Source organism: Saccharopolyspora sp. NPDC049426, assembly GCF_040676935.1.
Classification (GTDB): Bacteria; Actinomycetota; Actinomycetes; order Mycobacteriales; family Pseudonocardiaceae; genus Saccharopolyspora.
On record NZ_JBFAPZ010000023.1, the window covers coordinates 1 to 16220 of the forward strand.

General features: G+C 68.0%; 14 protein-coding genes and 1 tRNA gene. 8 read left to right on the forward strand and 7 right to left on the reverse strand.

Annotated elements, in window-relative coordinates:
• Positions 1 to 89: 89 nt before the first annotated feature.
• On the reverse strand, positions 90 to 854 hold the full coding sequence (locus tag AB0J78_RS31955; protein ID WP_363795549.1) for an alpha/beta hydrolase: 765 nt from the start codon (positions 852 to 854) through the stop codon (positions 90 to 92).
• A gap of 251 nt (positions 855 to 1105) precedes the next feature.
• Between AB0J78_RS31955 and lnt the strand changes: the two genes are divergently transcribed.
• Together lnt and AB0J78_RS31965 are read left to right on the forward strand one after the other, a co-directional pair.
• The gene (lnt, locus tag AB0J78_RS31960; RefSeq protein WP_363795551.1) at positions 1106 to 2665 is read left to right on the forward strand and encodes an apolipoprotein N-acyltransferase; all 1560 of its coding nucleotides are present in this window, start codon (positions 1106 to 1108) and stop codon (positions 2663 to 2665) included.
• A 50-nt stretch (positions 2666 to 2715) separates the two neighbouring features.
• A complete protein-coding gene (locus AB0J78_RS31965) occupies positions 2716 to 3489 on the forward strand; it encodes a polyprenol monophosphomannose synthase (protein WP_363795553.1) in 774 nt (257 codons plus the stop codon).
• Positions 3490 to 3774: 285 nt separating this feature from the next.
• Here the strand turns inward: AB0J78_RS31965 and AB0J78_RS31970 are convergent, their stop codons facing one another.
• From AB0J78_RS31970 to AB0J78_RS31980, 3 genes are all read right to left on the reverse strand, one after another.
• Positions 3775 to 4113 (reverse strand): RNA polymerase-binding protein RbpA, encoded by a 339-nt coding sequence (locus AB0J78_RS31970; protein ID WP_363795555.1) that lies wholly within the window; start codon positions 4111 to 4113, stop codon positions 3775 to 3777.
• A 479-nt stretch (positions 4114 to 4592) separates the two neighbouring features.
• Positions 4593 to 5999 (reverse strand): MFS transporter, encoded by a 1407-nt coding sequence (locus AB0J78_RS31975; protein ID WP_363795557.1) that lies wholly within the window; start codon positions 5997 to 5999, stop codon positions 4593 to 4595.
• 106 nt (positions 6000 to 6105) lie between these two features.
• Positions 6106 to 6990: a glycerophosphodiester phosphodiesterase family protein gene (locus tag AB0J78_RS31980; protein WP_363795559.1), complete on the reverse strand. Its 885-nt coding sequence runs from the start codon at positions 6988 to 6990 to the stop codon at positions 6106 to 6108.
• 98 nt (positions 6991 to 7088) lie between these two features.
• Here AB0J78_RS31980 and AB0J78_RS31985 point away from each other — a divergent pair, with 98 nt between their 5' ends.
• Positions 7089 to 7451, forward strand: coding sequence for a hypothetical protein (locus AB0J78_RS31985; protein ID WP_363795654.1), 363 nt, complete (start codon positions 7089 to 7091; stop codon positions 7449 to 7451).
• Between the two features lie 131 nt (positions 7452 to 7582).
• Entirely contained in the window at positions 7583 to 8215 is a 633-nt protein-coding gene (locus AB0J78_RS31990) for a hypothetical protein (protein WP_363795561.1), read from the forward strand.
• Here AB0J78_RS31990 and AB0J78_RS31995 read toward each other — a convergent pair.
• On the reverse strand, positions 8212 to 9171 hold the full coding sequence (locus AB0J78_RS31995) for a tyrosine-type recombinase/integrase (protein ID WP_363795563.1): 960 nt from the start codon (positions 9169 to 9171) through the stop codon (positions 8212 to 8214). The genes AB0J78_RS31990 and AB0J78_RS31995 overlap by 4 nt on opposite strands.
• Positions 9172 to 9229: 58 nt before the next feature.
• Entirely contained in the window at positions 9230 to 10582 is a 1353-nt protein-coding gene (locus AB0J78_RS32000; protein WP_132684213.1) for a M20/M25/M40 family metallo-hydrolase, read from the reverse strand.
• 120 nt (positions 10583 to 10702) lie between these two features.
• Between AB0J78_RS32000 and AB0J78_RS32005 the strand changes: the two genes are divergently transcribed.
• The 4 genes from AB0J78_RS32005 to AB0J78_RS32020 all read left to right on the forward strand — a co-directional run bounded on the left by AB0J78_RS32005 (position 10703) and on the right by AB0J78_RS32020 (position 15194).
• Positions 10703 to 10788: transfer RNA gene (locus tag AB0J78_RS32005), tRNA-Leu, on the forward strand.
• A gap of 113 nt (positions 10789 to 10901) precedes the next feature.
• Positions 10902 to 11381, forward strand: a complete 480-nt coding sequence (locus tag AB0J78_RS32010) for a hypothetical protein (RefSeq protein WP_363795565.1) — start codon at positions 10902 to 10904, stop codon at positions 11379 to 11381.
• A complete protein-coding gene (locus AB0J78_RS32015) occupies positions 11378 to 12424 on the forward strand; it encodes a tyrosine-type recombinase/integrase (protein ID WP_363795567.1) in 1047 nt (348 codons plus the stop codon). Before AB0J78_RS32010 ends, AB0J78_RS32015 begins: the two co-directional genes overlap by 4 nt.
• A 544-nt stretch (positions 12425 to 12968) precedes the next feature.
• Positions 12969 to 15194, forward strand: a complete 2226-nt coding sequence (locus tag AB0J78_RS32020) for a hypothetical protein (protein ID WP_363795569.1) — start codon at positions 12969 to 12971, stop codon at positions 15192 to 15194.
• A gap of 502 nt (positions 15195 to 15696) precedes the next feature.
• Here AB0J78_RS32020 and AB0J78_RS32025 read toward each other — a convergent pair.
• Positions 15697 to 15996: a hypothetical protein gene (locus AB0J78_RS32025; RefSeq protein WP_363795571.1), complete on the reverse strand. Its 300-nt coding sequence runs from the start codon at positions 15994 to 15996 to the stop codon at positions 15697 to 15699.
• Positions 15997 to 16220: the final 224 nt, after the last annotated feature.

Genomic DNA, 16220 nt, shown 5'->3' on the forward strand with positions numbered 1-16220 from the left:
AGTTCTTTCGTCACACATTGATCTTGAACACCCTCCTCCCATAACTACGGGCGCACCCCGCCTCACGTGATCTTCACGGAATCAACCATCTAGAGGGCGCTGGTGGACAGGAAGCGTTCGAGGGTGGTGGCCAGGGCGATCGGGGTCTCGTCGATCGCGTAGTGGCCGGCGTTGGGGAAGACCTCGAGATCGCAGTTGGGGTACCACTGGCCGAAGGTGGCCTTCATGGTCTCTTCGCCGAGGGCGGGGTCGTGCTCTCCGGCGATCACCTTGACCGGCACGGGGTTCCCCTCGATCTCGGTGTGGAAGTCGGTCTGGGCCCAGGCCCGGAGGTAGTCGGCGACGGCGGCCGGGTCGGAGTGCTGCCGGGAGTGCTCGACCATCGCGTCCAGCCACACCGCGGTGAGCCGGTTCCCGGTGGTCAGGTCGATGATGGCGCGGCGGTTGGCGAGGTCGTCGGCGGCACCGGAGAACAGCGCCCAGCCCTGGTCGTCGAAGGGCACTCCCGCTGCCGGGACCGGCGAGATCCCGACCAGAGCCCGGACCCGGTGCGGCGCGTCGGCCAGGACCCGTTGCGCCACCGCTCCGCCCATCGAGTGGCCGACCAGCGAGAACGTTTCCAGGCCGAGCCGGTCGGCCAGGGCGAGGACGTCGGCGGCGGCCTCGGCGAGGGTGTGCTCGCCCGCCTCGTCGATGCGCGCGCCGTAACCGCGGTAGTCGGGGAAGACGTAGCGGAAGCGGCTCGTGTCCAGGTGCGGGTGCAGCACCCGCCAGGCAGCTGCCGAGCCGAACCAGCCGTGCAGCGCGATGACCGGGTGCGCTCCGCCGCCGATCTCCTCGTGTCCGGTGCTCATCGGTCCTCTTTCCGTTCGATCGGTCGGTCGTAGCGCGACCATCGCTGAGGTGCGCTTTCGGCGGGCGCATCGATGATCACCGGGCCGATCGAGAGTAAGCGGGGTCACACGCGGTGGTCAATCGCCTGCTCAGGGCCTGTGTGCGGAGCGCACCCGGCTCAGCGCGTACATTTGGGCGAAGGCGTGCCTGGGCACGCGGCAACGTTGGCGGTCCCGGGCGGGGCCGAGAAAGCACCGAGAAGGTTGGTCGGGTGGTAGTCCCCACGGCTCCTGCGCAGGACGTCGCGCAGCCGGATCGCCGCACTCCCGGACGACGGACCGCCTGGGCGCTGCGCCTGGTCGCGGTGATCGCCGCCGGATTCGCCCTCTACGCCGGTTCACCGCCGCGCGAGGCGTGGTGGGTCGCTCCTCTCGCGCTGGCCGTGCTGGTCGCCGTCGTGCGCCACCGCAGGGCCCGCGCCGGTTTCGGCTACGGCGTGGTGTTCGGGTTCGCGTTCCTGCTGCCGCTGCTGGGCTGGTTGCAGGACTTCCTCGGCGCCGACTTCGGTCCCTGGCCCTGGCTGGGCGTGGCCGCGGTGGAGGCGCTGTTCATCGGACTCGCCGGAGCCGGGATGGCGCTGGTCAGCCGCCTGCCCGCGGCCCCGGTCTGGATGGCGGCCGTGTTCGTCACGGCCGAGTCGGTGCGTTCCGCGTTCCCCTTCGGCGGGTTCCCGTGGGGTCGGCTGGCCTTCACCCAGGACACCGGACCACTGCTGTCGCTGGCCGCGATCGGCGGCGCGACCCTCATCTCCTTCGCCGTGGCTCTCGTCGGCGGCGGGCTGGCCGAGCTCGTGCGCGCCCCGCGCCGCCGCTGGGCGGTGCCGGTGGCCGCGATCGCCGTGCCGCTGCTGGGCGGGCTGGCGTGCTGGCCGCTGGTGGGCACCGACGCCAACGCCGGGACCGCGCGGGTGGCCATCGTGCAGGGAAACGCCCCCAACCTCGGTCTGGGCCTGCTCTACGAGGACGACGTCCTGCACGACAACCACGTGCGCGCGGCGCAGACGCTCGTCGACGACGTGCGAGCCGGGCGGGTCGCACGACCCGATTTCGTGCTGTTGCCCGAGCAGGTCGGCAGCTGGGGCCCCTCGCGCACCGACCCGGAGCTGTCGGCGATCGCCTCCCAGCTGGGCGTGCCGCTGGTCGTCGGCGGGCTCGGCCAGGACAGCGACGGGAAGTTGCACAACCAGGTCGTGCGCTGGGATCCCGGCACCGGCTTCGGCGACCGCTACGTCAAGAAGCACCTGGTCCCCTTCGCCGAGACGATCCCGATGCGGGAGGTCGCGCGTCTGGTCAGCCCGTTCGTGGACCGCTTCAAGTCGGACATGACGCCGGGCGAGGAACCGGGCGTGATCGACGTCGCGGGTCTGAAGCTGGGCGTGGGCATCTGCTACGACGTCGCCTACAACGACGTCTTCGGGCCGGCCGCCGCCGAGGGCGCCACGCTGCTGGCGGTGCCCACCAACAACGCCTGGTACGGGCATTCGGAGATGAGCTACCAGCAGCTGGCGATGTCCCGGCTGCGCGCGGTGGAGACCGGCCGGGCGGTGCTGGTCGGGGCCACCAGCGGGGTGAGCGCGGTGGTGGCGCCGGACGGTTCGGTGATCGCGCAGACCGAGCTGTTCACCGAGGAGAACTTGACCGCCGAGGTTCCGCTGCGAGCGAACCGGACACCGGCCACCGAGCTCGGCTCGGTTCCGATGTGGACACTGGCGGTGCTGGGGGTGGGCGCGATCGCGGCCGCCGGGTGGCGGTCGAGGAAGTCCGACGCCTGATCGACGAACGAGTGCACGGCCGGTCCAGGTGACCGGCTAGGAGGATGTGGATGGCGAGGCAAGCCCCGGCCGAGAAGGTGCTGGTGGTGATCCCCACCTACGACGAGCGGGAGAACCTGGAACCGATCGTGCGGCGGCTGTTCGACGCGCTGCCCGCGGCGAACGTGCTGGTGGTCGACGACGGCAGCCCGGACGGCACCGGCGAGGTGGCCGACCGGCTGGCGGCTTCCGACGACCGGTTGCACGTCATGCACCGCACCGAGAAGGCCGGCTTGGGGGCCGCCTACGTCGCCGGGTTCGAGTGGGCGCTGGCCCGCGACTACACGGCGATCATGGAGATGGACGCCGACGGCTCGCACGCCCCGGAGGACCTGCCGCGCCTGGTCGGCATGCTCGGCGACAGCGGGACCGGTGCGGACGTGGTGCTGGGGTCACGGTACGTGACCGGCGGCCGCACGGTGAACTGGCCCTGGTACCGGGAGTTCCTGTCCCGCGGCGCCAACGTCTACTCGAAGCTGGCGCTGGGCGTGCCGATCAACGACATCACCTCCGGCTACCGCGTGTACCGGCGGGAGGTGCTGGAGACGGTCCAGTTGCACAACATCGCTTCGCAGGGCTACTGCTTCCAGGTCGACCTGGCCTGGCGCTCGGTGGAGGCGGGGTTCACGGTGGTCGAGGTCCCGATCACCTTCGTGGAACGAGAGCTCGGCGCCTCCAAGATGGACGCGGAGGTCGTCCGAGAAGCCCTGCTCCGCGTCACCAAGTGGGGCCTGCGCCGCAGAGGCGGCCAAGCAGCAGGAGCAATCCGCTCCCTACTCCCCTGACACCAGCAGGCGCGAGGCGCCCTACGTCAGGCAACCGGCGAAGCCGGTTTCTCCGTGCCCCACCTGATCAACCGGCACCGCCGCGGGTTCTGACACGTCTTCTGGGGAGGACAGCCGACGTGCCGTGTATTGGGCATACACAAGCCTCGGATCCCGGAGCCAGAAGGCGTGTCAGGTTCCGCTACCCGCACCGCTGAGCAGGGTGACCACGGAGTATTTGATCAATGGAGACACACGTAAGCGCCCGAGCTGAGCTCGGACGCTTGCGATGCCTGTATGCGAGTTCTACCGGCCGCGACGGGCGCGCAGAAGCTCCAGTCGCTCGTTGAGCAGCTCTTCCAGCTCCGGGACCGTGCGTCGTTCGAGCAGCATGTCCCAGTGGGTGCGCGGCGGCTTGACCTTCTTCTGCTCCGGCTCGTTGCCGTCGATGATCTTGGACTCGGTGCCGTGGAGGCGGCATTCCCAAGTCGGCGGGACCTCGGCGTCGTCGGAGAAGGGCACCTCGAACTCGTGGCTCTTGGGGCAGGCGTAGCGCACCGTCCGGCGCGGTGCGAGGTCGTGGTTACGGTCGGTCTCGTAGCTGACAGCTCCGAGCCGGCTGCCACGCAGAACGCGGTCGGCCATGACGGTTCCTTTCCCTTCGGCCCGGGCTGAGAGCCCGAGCGGTTGTGCTCACCGTGTGCAACGACGGAGTACCCGTCATCTGTTCCCGGCGTCGTGTTGCTGGTCGCCGTCGGTGACATTGTTCACCCGTCAACAACGGCTGTCCTCCTAGAGACGCGGTCGAGCGGCGTTCGTGACGCGTTCTCCCGACAGCAATCTACAAGTGGGTTCGAACGGGTGATAGTGCCAGATGTCCGGTCACCATCGCCAAGCAGGACCCTGGATTGTTAGTCATTGTGGGATGCAGATCACGACCCGTATGGCCGATCCCTTCATCCACTACGTGACCGTTCGTAGTGCCATGATCCTCCCCGTGATCACAACGCAGCGTACTGGCATATTCCGTTTTTGCGGATTCCCCAGCACTCCTAGATCACCAGCATGGAGCAATGCCCGCTCGATCGCGAGACGAACACGCCTGATCACTCTGCGCACACGCGCTAGAGCAGTTCCGGTGCCCGGTTGCCCACCGCCTCGATGGCCCTGCGGACCGGCACCAGCGCGACCAGCACCAGGCCGACCGCGAAGAACACCACGAGCGAGATGATGGCCAGCCGGAACGAACCGGTCGCCTGACCGACGCCGGCGAACACCAGCGGCCCCAGCCACGACGTCGAGCGCTCCCCCACCTCGTAGAGGGAGAAGTACTCGGCCTCGCGGCCCGGTGGAATCATCTGGCTGAACAACGAACGGGACAGCGCATTGGTGCCCCCGAGGACCATGCCGATTCCCACGGCCAGTCCGTAGAACTGCATCTCCTGCCCGGCCTGCACGAAGTAGGCGGCCACCAGCACGAGCAGCCAGGTCGCCAAGCTGACCAGGATGGTCTTCTTCGCGCCGATGCGGCGGGCCAGCACGCCGTGCAGCACGCCGCCGACGAAGGCGATGAACTGCACGATCAGCAACGTCACGATCAGCGAGTCCTGCGGCAGCTTGAGCTCCAGGCTGCCGTACTGCGCCGAGACCTGCGACACCGTCGAGATGCCGTCGGTGTAGATCCAGTAGGAACCCAGGAACGCCAGCGTGAGCGGGAAGTGCTTGGCCTCGCGCAGGGTGCCGATCAGCTGCTTGAAGCCCGCGGTGACCGCCGCGGCCCCCTTGTCACCGCCCTCGGCGGCCTTGTGCCGGCGCAGCGCGGTCAGCGGTAGCAGCGTGAACACCGCCCACCAGATGCCCGAGGAGAAGAAGATCAGGCGCACCGCCGCGGATTCGGACAGGCCGACGGCGTCGTGCCCGAGGTAGATGACCAGGTGCAGCGCCAGCGCCGTGCCGCCGCCGAGGTAGCCGATCGCCCAGCCGCGGGTGGAGACGTTGTCGCGCTCGTCGGCGTCGGCGATCTCCGGCAGGAACGAGTAGTAGACGACGATCGAGGCGCCGAAGCAGATGTTGCCGATGATGAACAGCACCACGCCCAGCTGCCAGTTCTGCCCGGCGACCAGCGCCAGCAGGCCCGTGGTGATCGCGCCGCCGAAGGCGAACAGCGCCAGCATCAGCCGCTTGTTCTGGGTGCGGTCGGCGATCGCGCCGGTGATCGGCAGCACCACCACCTGCACCACGGTGGCCACCGACAGCAGGTAGCCCCACAGCGAACCGGCGGGGAAGGTCAGCCCCACGATCGAGATGTCGCAGTTGACCAGCGAGTTGTCGCCCGCGCAGGCGTTGATCCCGTTGCGCGCGACGTCGGCCTTGGCCGCGGCGGTGGCCACCGAGGTCAGGTAGAGCGAGAGGAAGACCGTCGTCACCGACGTCGGGAAGACCGAGTTGGCCCAGTCGTACCAGCACCACCCGCGTTGTTCCCGGCGGCGCTGCGCGGCCCCCGGTGCCGCTTCGCTGTCCATCACGCTCATTCCGTTCGGTCCTCCGCGGAGTGGATCACTCGATTGGAGGCACCATACTGGCTACCGGTTCCCGCGTGAGACGCACTTCGCACAGGTTCGGAGAAACGTCGTCCGCTCAACTCCGGGCGCCGTCGCCGACCCGCTCCCGCAGGAGCCGGTTCAGCAGGTCCGGGCGGTCGGTGACCAGCCCGTCCACGCCCAGGTCCAGCAACCGCAGCATCTCCGACGGCTCGTCGACCGTCCACACATGCACCTCGACACCCCACCGATGAGCCAGCCCGACGAACCGCTCATCGACGACCTCGAGCCCCTTGTGCCGCGCGGGAACCTGCACAGCAGCACCCCTAATAAACCCCAGCTCACCCCCCTGACCGGATTTCCACTGAAGTCCGGGACCGGATTTCAGTGGAAATCGGAGTCCGGACTTCCACTGAAATCCGGTCAGGGAGGTCCGTATCGACCGTGGCGGGGCCCACGGGAGGCGGGACCACGCCCACAGCGCCGCCACGCCGCGCTGGCCGGTGGACGTCAGCAACCTCGGGCCGCCCACCTTGCGCAGCAGGGTCAGGCGCCGGTCGACGAACGAAGCCAGGCACACCCGGTCCCAGGCGTTGTGCCTGCGCACGGTCCGCAGCACCGGTCCGGCGGCGCTGTCGGCCTTGACGTCGATGTTCAACAGCAGGTCGGGGAACTCCTCCAGCGCCGCGTCGAGGCTCGCGACCGGTTCCCGTCCGGCGATCCTGGCGCGCGACACCTCCGAGAACGGCAGGCTCGCGATGTCGCCGTCGCGATCGGTGGTGCGGTCCAGCGACGCGTCGTGGTGGATGACCGCGACACCGTCGCTGGTGGCGTGCACATCGGTCTCGATATAGCGGTAGCCCTCGTTCGCGGCCGCGCGGAAAGCGCTCAGCGAGTTCTCCATCTCGGCCAGATCGCCGAGGTGCCAGCCGCGGTGGGCGAACGCGCGCGGCCACTGCCCGTCCAGGAAGGGATGCGTCACGGTCGCCACTCTGCCGCACGCAGGTGACCAGCCGGTGTCGGGCCGGTGGCGTCGCAGTCGGCGTGGCGACGCCGACAAGATCACCGGGGTTGACTAACGTGATCACCGTGGACAACTCCGTCGAGCCCACCCGACGAGCTCGCCAGGTGCGTCACTGCGCCTGGTGCGGCAGGCGCGTACCCGACTCCGGACGGCAGGGCAGGCCGCGCCTGTACTGCGCGCAAGCCTGCCGGCAGCGCGCCTACGAGCGCAGGACGGCGGTGCAGCGTGGCGGGCTCCCCGAGGACTCGGTGGTGCTGTCGGCCGCCGAGCTCGCTGATCTGCAGGATCGCCTGTTCCAGCTGCGCTGCGCGGCCGAGGACGTGGTGACCGCGGTCGACGACGACGCCGACCAGTCAGACCTGCGCAAGCTCGCGGCCCAGGTCGTGGACGTCGCCGCTGAGCTAGAGCGCCTGCGCTGAACTCCCGAACGCCACCACGCGCACCCGGCACGCCCCACGAGGGGTCCGCTCCATCCCTGGGACGAACGGGGCATTGTGCCGGCGTGCGCGGGTGGCAAGATGAACAGATCCCCGGTGGCGAGGAAACGACGGTGCCCGCACGTCCTGCGGTCCGCGGCTTGCGTCGCGTCGACCTGCTCAGTCGCGATCCGATGGCTGCTGCCATCTTCTACCGAGTCGTGCTCGACTGGTCGCCGGTGCCCGTGGAGGCCGGACTGGACTGCTGGGTCGGCAACCGCCGCTGTGCCTTCATCCGCAAACCTCGCGCCGACGAGACCCCCGGCTTCCGCCTGGTGTTCGCCGGCGCCCCGATGGACTGCTCGCTGACCGGCCCGGACAACGCGCTCGCCCAGGTCACCAAGGGACGCGCCCAGCACGGCCCGCAGGCACCCGAACCGCGCCCGGGAGAACCGTGCTGGGCCGAGCTGTCCACGACCGACCCGGCCCGCGCCGACGCGTTCTGGGCCGAGACCCTCGGCTGGACCGTCGAGGAGGGCACCTACGTCTCGGGAGGGCGGGCGATCGCCGGGCGCAGCGAGGCCACCGGGGATGCGGGCTGGCTGTGCTACTTCGCGGTCACCGACCTCGACGAGGTCGCCGAGCACGCCGCCGAACGCGGCGGCGAGGCCGAACGCCTCGACCACCCCGCGCTGGGCAAGGCGATGCTGCTGACAGACGACTCCGGCGCCCGCATCGGCCTCGCCGAAACCTCCACCTGGGGCTAACCGAGCTCGCCGAGAACCCGCAGGGTGCGGTTGGCCTGCACCGACAGCCGCTGCTCGCGGGCGGTGACGTCGATGTAGGTCTGGCTGGAGTTCATCGACGAGTGGCCGAGCAGTTTGGCGATCTCGGCGGCGCTGGCACCGTCCTCGGCGAGCCGGGTGGCGAAGGTGTGCCGCAGGGCGTGCACCATCGCCCCGGGCTGCACCCGGTCGGACACCCCGGCGGCCTGCAACGACCGCCGCACCAGGTATTGCAGGCCACCGCGCTGGAGCTTCTCGCCCCGGTGGTCGACGAACAGCGGTTCGGCGCCGGGGAGCCGGTTGCCGAAGCGCTGCTTTCGGGTGCGCAGGTAGGTCTGGACGAGTCCGTCGAGGCCATCCTCGATGGGGATCGAGCGGCTCTTGCCGCCCTTGCCCTGCACGTGCAGCCGCCGGTCCCCGGCCCTGCCCGCCAGCGACGCCACGGTCAGCTCCAGCAGTTCCGCCGAGCGCACACCCGTGCACAGCAGGGTCGCCAGGATCGCCAAATCGCGTTCAGGCCACGGGTTCCGGGCCTTGCGGACCCCGGCGGCCACCTGGCGCAACAGGCGCTCCGGGGTCTCCTCCCCCTGCAGCGGTTTCGGCGCGGCGGGCGCGCTGCGCGGCTTGGGCACCACCTGCATCGGGTTGCCCGACACCGCACCTTCGACGACGCCGAAGCCGAAGAAGCCGTTCCACGTCGACCAGGCACGCGTCACCGTGGCCGCCGAGCGGCGCGCGGCGAACCGCGCGAACGCCGAGCGCAGCATCGACGGGTCCAGGTCGTCGGCCGCGATCCTCTCGGCGGGCGTGCCGGTGAGCTCGACGAGCTCACCGGCCACCGACTCCAGGTCGCGGCGGTAGGCGCGCAACGAGTTGGCCGCGAGCTTGCGAGCCTGCAAGTGCTCCAGGTAGCTCTCCACCAAGCGCGCCAAGTCCACGCCACACCTCCCGACACGATGATCAACTGCGGGAGATGTAACCAGACGGCACCGACAGTCAGCTGTTGCGGATGAACCGGTCCAGCACCCGCACGCCGAACTTCAGCGCGTCGACCGGGACCCGCTCGTCCACGCCGTGGAACAGCGCGGAGAAGTCCAGGTCGGCGGGCAGCTGCAGCGGGGCGAAGCCGTAGCAGTTCATGCCCAGCCGGGCGAAGGACTTCGCGTCGGTGCCGCCGGACATCATGTAGGGCAGCGCCTTCGCGCCGGGGTCCTCGGCCAGCAGCGAGGCCTGCATCTGCTCGACCAGCCGGCCCTCGAACTTCGTCTCGACCGGCGGCAGCCCGACCCACTCGCGCTCGACGTCGGGCCCCAGCAGGTCGGCCAGCTCCCGATCGAACGCCTCTTCCCGGCCGGGAAGGATCCGGCAGTCCACGGCCGCCTCGGCGACCGAGGGGATGACGTTGTGCTTGTACCCGGCGGTGAGCATCGTCGGGTTGGCGGTGTCGCGCAGCGTCGCCCCGATGATGCGGGAGATGTTGCCGAGCTTGGCCACCGAACCTTCCAGGTCCTCCTCCGGGAAGTCCCAGCCGGTGATCTCGCTGACCCCGTCCAGGAACTCCTGCACGCTGTCGGTCATGACCAGCGGGAACCGGTGGTTGCCGAGCTTCGCCACGGCCTCGGACAGCTGCGTGACCGCGTTGTCCCGGTGCACCATCGACCCGTGGCCCGCACGCGCCCGCACGCGCAGCTTCAGCCAGCGGATGCCCTTCTCGGCGGTCTGCACCAGGTAGGCCCGAACGCCGTCCTTGAGCGTCAGCGAGTAGCCGCCGACCTCGCTGATCGCCTCGGTGCAGCCCTCGAACAGCTCCGGCCGGTGATCCACCAGCCACTGCGCCCCCTGGAAACCGCCCGCTTCCTCGTCGGAGACGAACGCGAAGACGATGTCGCGCGGCGGCACGATGCCGTCCCGCTTGTAGCGGCGGGCGATGGCCAGGCTCATCGCCAGCATGTCCTTCATGTCCACGGCCCCGCGTCCCCACACGTAGCCGTCCTGCACCGCCCCGGAGAAGGGGTGCACCGACCACTCGGCCGGATCCGCGGGCACCGCGTCGAGGTGCCCGTGCACCAGCAGACCGCCCCGCGAGGGGTCGGCACCGGGCAGCCGCGCCACCACGTTCGCCCGCCCCACCTGGTCGCCGGCCTCGACGTAGGTGACCTCGTAGCCGACCTCGCCGAGCTTCTCGGCCACGTACTCGGCCGCGGCCCGCTCAGGCACGAGAGTGTCGGCGTCCCCCGTGTTCGTGCTGTCGATGCGGATCAGATCACTGGCCAGCTGAACGACCTCGTCCTGCGCCAGCGCCAACCCCGCGTCCTGATCAGTACCGGAGATCCCGTTGTGCTCGCTCACCAGGCATTTCTATCACCCGCTGCGCCAACAGGGGGGTCCCTGCGAGGCGCAGATGACCATGAGCTAATCTATTAACACAACACAGCGGGAACGCCCCGAAAACGGCGGCAGACCCGAGATGTCCGAGTGGCGGAATGGCAGACGCGCTAGCTTGAGGTGCTAGTGCCCTACTAATGGGCGTGGGGGTTCAAGTCCCCCCTCGGACACAAAAATGCGTGCAATTTCACCAACGCACGGCAGGCACTCTAACACCGCAGCGATCCTCTGATCGTTGCGGTGTTGCTGCGTTCACCAGCCCCACAGCGAGGCGGTGGGTGCGGTGAGCGAGCAGATCATCAGCGGGCTGGTCCCGCCCCGCGTCGACTCCCCGCTTCAAGCACGTGGGGCTCGGCAGAAGCAGTGGCCGATGTCGGTGCCCCAGATCCGCACCGAGCCGACACCACCAACGACCGTCTACGGGATCGGCCACGTCGACCGGGCGGGCCGGGTCTCGGCCAGCCCGATCCTGCGAGCACTGGACTGGCCGCCACGGCAGCCCATCGCGATCACGGCGACCTCCACGGCGCTGGTGATCTATCCCGATCCCACCGGTGTTCATCGCCTCCCGGCCACGGCCTGCATCGTCCTGCCCTCCCGCGCCCGGCGGTGCTGCGGCATCCGGGCCGGCGACGCGGTGCTCCTGGCCGCCGACCCAGTCCACGACCTGTTGCTCGTCGACACCCTCACCGCTCTCGATGCGGCGCTGGCTGACCGTCACGCGGCCGCTCGAGCCGAACTCACCACGAAGGCCACACCATGACCCACACCAGTAACTCCGGTTCCAGTGATCTTGATGCCGCCCGCCTGCTGCTGGAGCGCCTCGGTGTCTCCCCCGAAGACCTCCTCGGTACCTCCGCACCGAAGCCGCAGGCGCCGACGTTTGCCGACTACATCCCCGAAGTAGCCAAAGCCGTCTCCCCCGGTACCAAGCGCGTCTACGGCACTTACTGGAACCGCATCCTCGAACACTGGGGCCACCGGCACCTCGACGAACCCACCACCCTGGAGATCCAGCAGCTCGCCGAAACCATCCGCTCCCAGGTCGTGGTCCGTCGCAACGCCCGCGGCGGACGGGGCGCGGCCGAGCACCTCATCGCCGCCATCCGCTGCGTCTACAACCACGCCGTCGACGACAAACTCATCACCGACGCCGACAACCCCGCCAAGAACGCCACCAAACCCCGACGACTCCCCAGCACCCGACGCGGACTACCCGACAACCGACTCAACGAGATCAACCACATCGCCGCCACCACCGGCGACGACCCCGCACTCGACACCCTCATCCTGCGCCTGCACATCGAAACCGCCTGCCGACGCGGCGGCGCGCTCTCCCTCACCCTCCGTGATCTCGATCCGGACCAGTGCCTGGTCCTCCTGCATGAGAAGGGCGAAACCGTGCGGTGGCAGCCCGTCTCCCCCACGCTCATGGCCCACCTGCGTGACCACGCCCAGCAGCGCGGCGCTACGAAGCCCGGTGACCAGCTCCTGCGTTACCGCAATCACCAGCCCATCACCAGACGACGCTACGACCACCTCTGGACCCGCATCGGCACCCACCTGCCCTGGGTCCACACCCAAGGCATCAGCACCCACTGGCTGCGCCACACGGCCCTCACCTGGGTCGAACGCAACCACGGCTATGCCATCGCTCGTGCCTACGCAGGCCATACCACCACCAGCAGTGACACCGGCACCACCACCGCCTACACCCAAGCCGGGATACCCGAAATCGCCACCGCACTCGCCACCCTCACCGGCGAACCCCACCCACTCGCCACCAACAGCCCACCCACCAACTGAGCAAGCTGCCCGATATTCGCCCTGAAGGGGATCGTCGAAGCGTCTAGCTCAATCCGAGCCCCTCCCAGGCACTCCTGCGGATACTTTCGCAAGCCCTAAGGTTGGCACCACGCCTCGACGCCGCTAGCTAACGTTGAAGTTCCGGTCCTCGCCAACCCCGAGGTGCTGGCACCACCCTGTATCGGACGGTCATCCTCACGGTCAGACAGGCTGGGTCTCTGCCGCAGCGCGGGGACGAAGATCCGGATGTTATATGATTGCTCTCGGCTGCTCAGCACGAGCGAGTCGTGGTTGCCCCACCCTCTGGGTGATTCCGCCAATAGGCGGCGATCGGACACAGCGAGCCCGACGGGCCATCCCCTGTGTGCCGGTTGGCGCAAGCGCGTCCTTGTGACTGTTGCGACCGGGTCGGCCTATTCGCCTTCAGGGCGAAGGGTGGACGCTGTCGTGGGACTGCCATCCCGAGCGGCGGCCCCAACGTGGGTCCATTGTGGATGATCCCGCTCCGGTCGGTTCCGGGGCACCTCGACAGGAGTACACAACTGTGTCCACCTCGCCCACCTTTGACGTACCCGGCGCTCAAGATGACGACGTGGCCCTTCGCTTCGAAGGCAAACTGACGACTGAGTTGGATGCCGCACTGGGGGCTGGCCTCACGGATATGCAGCTGGTGCCGTCACCGTCCGAATTGAAGGGACTTGCTGACGAAGCCCCGACTCACCCCTCGGTGACACTGGACTCGGAGGCGGTCGCCGCTCTCATGTCCGGCATCACGCACCCACATGAGGTCCTTGACCAGCTCGTCCATCCCGATACCGTTGCCGAGCAGCTCCGGAGCCGGCGGAGCAGAAACAGCAAGGCGCCACTGCCCACGGTTTCCCCCATTGCCCGACTACAGCGTCTAGCCACGGATACCTGTTACGCGACAGCGGTCCGCAGTCCTCTCCACCAGCTTCCTGGGCTGAAAGTTTTGGTGGTCAACCCGCGGTTTCTTGCAAAGCTGCAGCACGCATTCACCAGCGGCCACGTCACCGACCCTGCGTTGGAGGGCTCCACACCCGGCCTGCTGGAAATCCATCTGCCTACGTCCGCGGACCTGCGCCGCATGATCGTCGACACGGTGCAGCACCACCTGTTGGACTATGACTGGTCCGATTCCATTGCCCGTACCGGAGTCCAAGAGGCCCTCGTGGCAATGACCATGCGGGTGCATTACGCCGACGGTAGCTCGGAGACGATCGTCGTGGTCATCGACGGGCAGTCCCGTCTGGTGTCGGCCTGGCGGACCATCCTCGGGCTCAAGCCTGGCGAAAAAATCCCCAGAAACAAGGCCCGCGAGACCGCTGAGCAGATCGTTGGCCGGATGTTTGCGCACGATGCGGTTTCGGCCTCCCGCAAGGCGGTCAACACAGCGTTGCAGACCGCCGAGACCCACGGCTGGTCGGCGAGCGAAATCCAATTGCTCCATTCCCATCTCGCCCCGGTGAACCTCGTCACCGGCACCTTTAGTCGTTCCGGCCAGCCCTGCGACACCACGCAGTGGTTCACTGAGTTCCTCACCCAGATCCACCTCCGAACCCGCTCGTGGGGCGGAGGCAGCGATCGAGAGAAAGCCGTCGCCGATGCCCTGGCCACGGCCGCCCGAGTCGGCAAGCTCACCAAAGAGCAGGCTGCTGCTCTCTCCGGACGTCTGCACAGCAAGGACTTCACCAACGCCACCGGGCTGCCGTTTCATCCGGCCTACGCACGCGGTGCCCTCATCGAGGCAGTTCTCTCGGCCGAAGCGGGACCGGTGATCCGCACGGCCATCGCCGAGTACCTCTCGCTCGATCCCACCGACTCGCAGTTCCCGCGCAACCTTCTCGAAGTCGTGGCGACCTTCGCCACCCGCTTCCTGAGGTCGGGAGAGAAGAACCTATTTCCTGGGGTCGTGCACGCCTGGACGGACGGCGGCTCGGTCACTAGGGAGATGTGGGACCGGGTCAGTGCAGGTGAGGCCGCCATCACCCTGACCCGACTCACCCCCGCTCAGCTCGACTTGCCGCCTCAGGAGGCAGCCACAGCCGCCGTCAACGAGCTGCGCAAGCGCGCTGAGGAAGAGCCAGCTGCCTGCGCCGAGCTAGCCCTGCTCGGCGGCGACGCACTGATCGTCGCCGAGGCACTAAGTCGTGACCGCGGCTCCAAGGAGAACCTGCGCACGGACACACCCCAAGAGCGCTACACCCCGTACAGGGCCAAGCCGAACACGATTGTCGCTGCGCTCAGCGCAACAACGGCTGGCCGACTAATGCTCGGAGAAGCCCTCGCAGACTGGGTCAAACGTGTCCCCGGAGAACCCGAGGACTTTTCCCGCCTCTTCACCGTTCCAGCGGTCAACACGGGCATCGACGGCGCTCCGGAGATCATCACGTCATACGGCGCCCCCGTGCGCGCACTCGAATGGAACGTGTTCGAGACGGCGTTTCACGGACTGCCCAGTAGTCGCCGCAAAAAAATCGAGGTCCGACGCGAAGCCGCTCGCGCGAGCACTTACAACGATGATGAGCCGACACCGACCCTCGACCAGCTCCAAACCAAGATCCACGGAGTTGCTCTGACTCTGACTAGGATCCTTGAGAGCGCTTCCCCACCCAATTTTGAAACCAAGGCAGAGCGTGAGGCCTTGCAGCAACTCCTGTGGAAACTGGGGGGCAGCGTGGGGAACATTCCCATCGTTCCGCCACCAGTCCCCGCCAACGTGTACGAGTACCCGTCGGAGGGGAACAAGTGAACTCCGGTTGGACACTCCAGCCTGCCCTCGCCGAACGTGTCGCTACCCTAACCGGCCAGCACCTGGCCGTGGCTGCTGAGGATCTCGTGCGATGTGTGTATCCCCTGCGCGATACCGAGGGCCACTGGACGGTCGAGACACTCCCCCTCTGGCCATCGGCGCTTTACGTTGCACTGGACCACGCCCACGGCTGCCTGTATGCCGGCATCGTGCAACGCGGCACCGATGAACGACCGAACACGAAAGCCATCCGGGACCGGACCCGCGAGCACTACCGCAACAACCAACCGCGCCAAACGCGGGCTACATGGTCCTACTTGTGGGTGGTCCCGCTGCGCTACGGAGTACCGCGAGACGATCTTGAAAAGCTGGAAACCGCCCTACGCTGGGCGACCGCCTCACCACAGACCTGGAAGAGTAGGCTCCTCCGCTCAGCTTCGTAGTTCTTAAGTCACCAATGTCCAGAGCTCGACGAGGAGTTGGTCGTGGCGGCGGACCGGGGTCACCGGTGTGTGTTGGAGTTGTACTCCTCGATATCGCAGCGCCCAAGATCTCCCTGACGGAAGAGCGCGAGGGCGGCGTCCGAGACGATGAGATGGCCTCGGGGCGTGAGGTCCACGTCGTCGCGGCCTGCTGTACCCGCCACCACGAGCCAGCGGAACCCGGGGAACTCGCTGAGCCCGTGTCGCTCCAGCCGTTCATAGGCGTCCTCGCCGTAGGTGATCTGGACGTCTCGGATCTCGAACCGCCCAAGCCCAGAACCCGTCAGATGGCCGCCATCTTCTCGGTGACCAGATAGCACGGAGCCGACATGATCACGTATCGCCGAAGTAGTTGTCGATCTCGTAGGTGAGCGCCTACGACTTGAGCGGGATGAGCCGAGGCATCCAGGACAGTCGGTTCGCCGAGCACGCCCGGAACGTCGGGCATCATCCAGTGCAATATGGCCTCACGTATCGAACGGGCGGAGTGAACTGATGCCCAAAGAGCGTTCGACAGTGAAGTTCCTTGGTTCTGAGCTGCGCC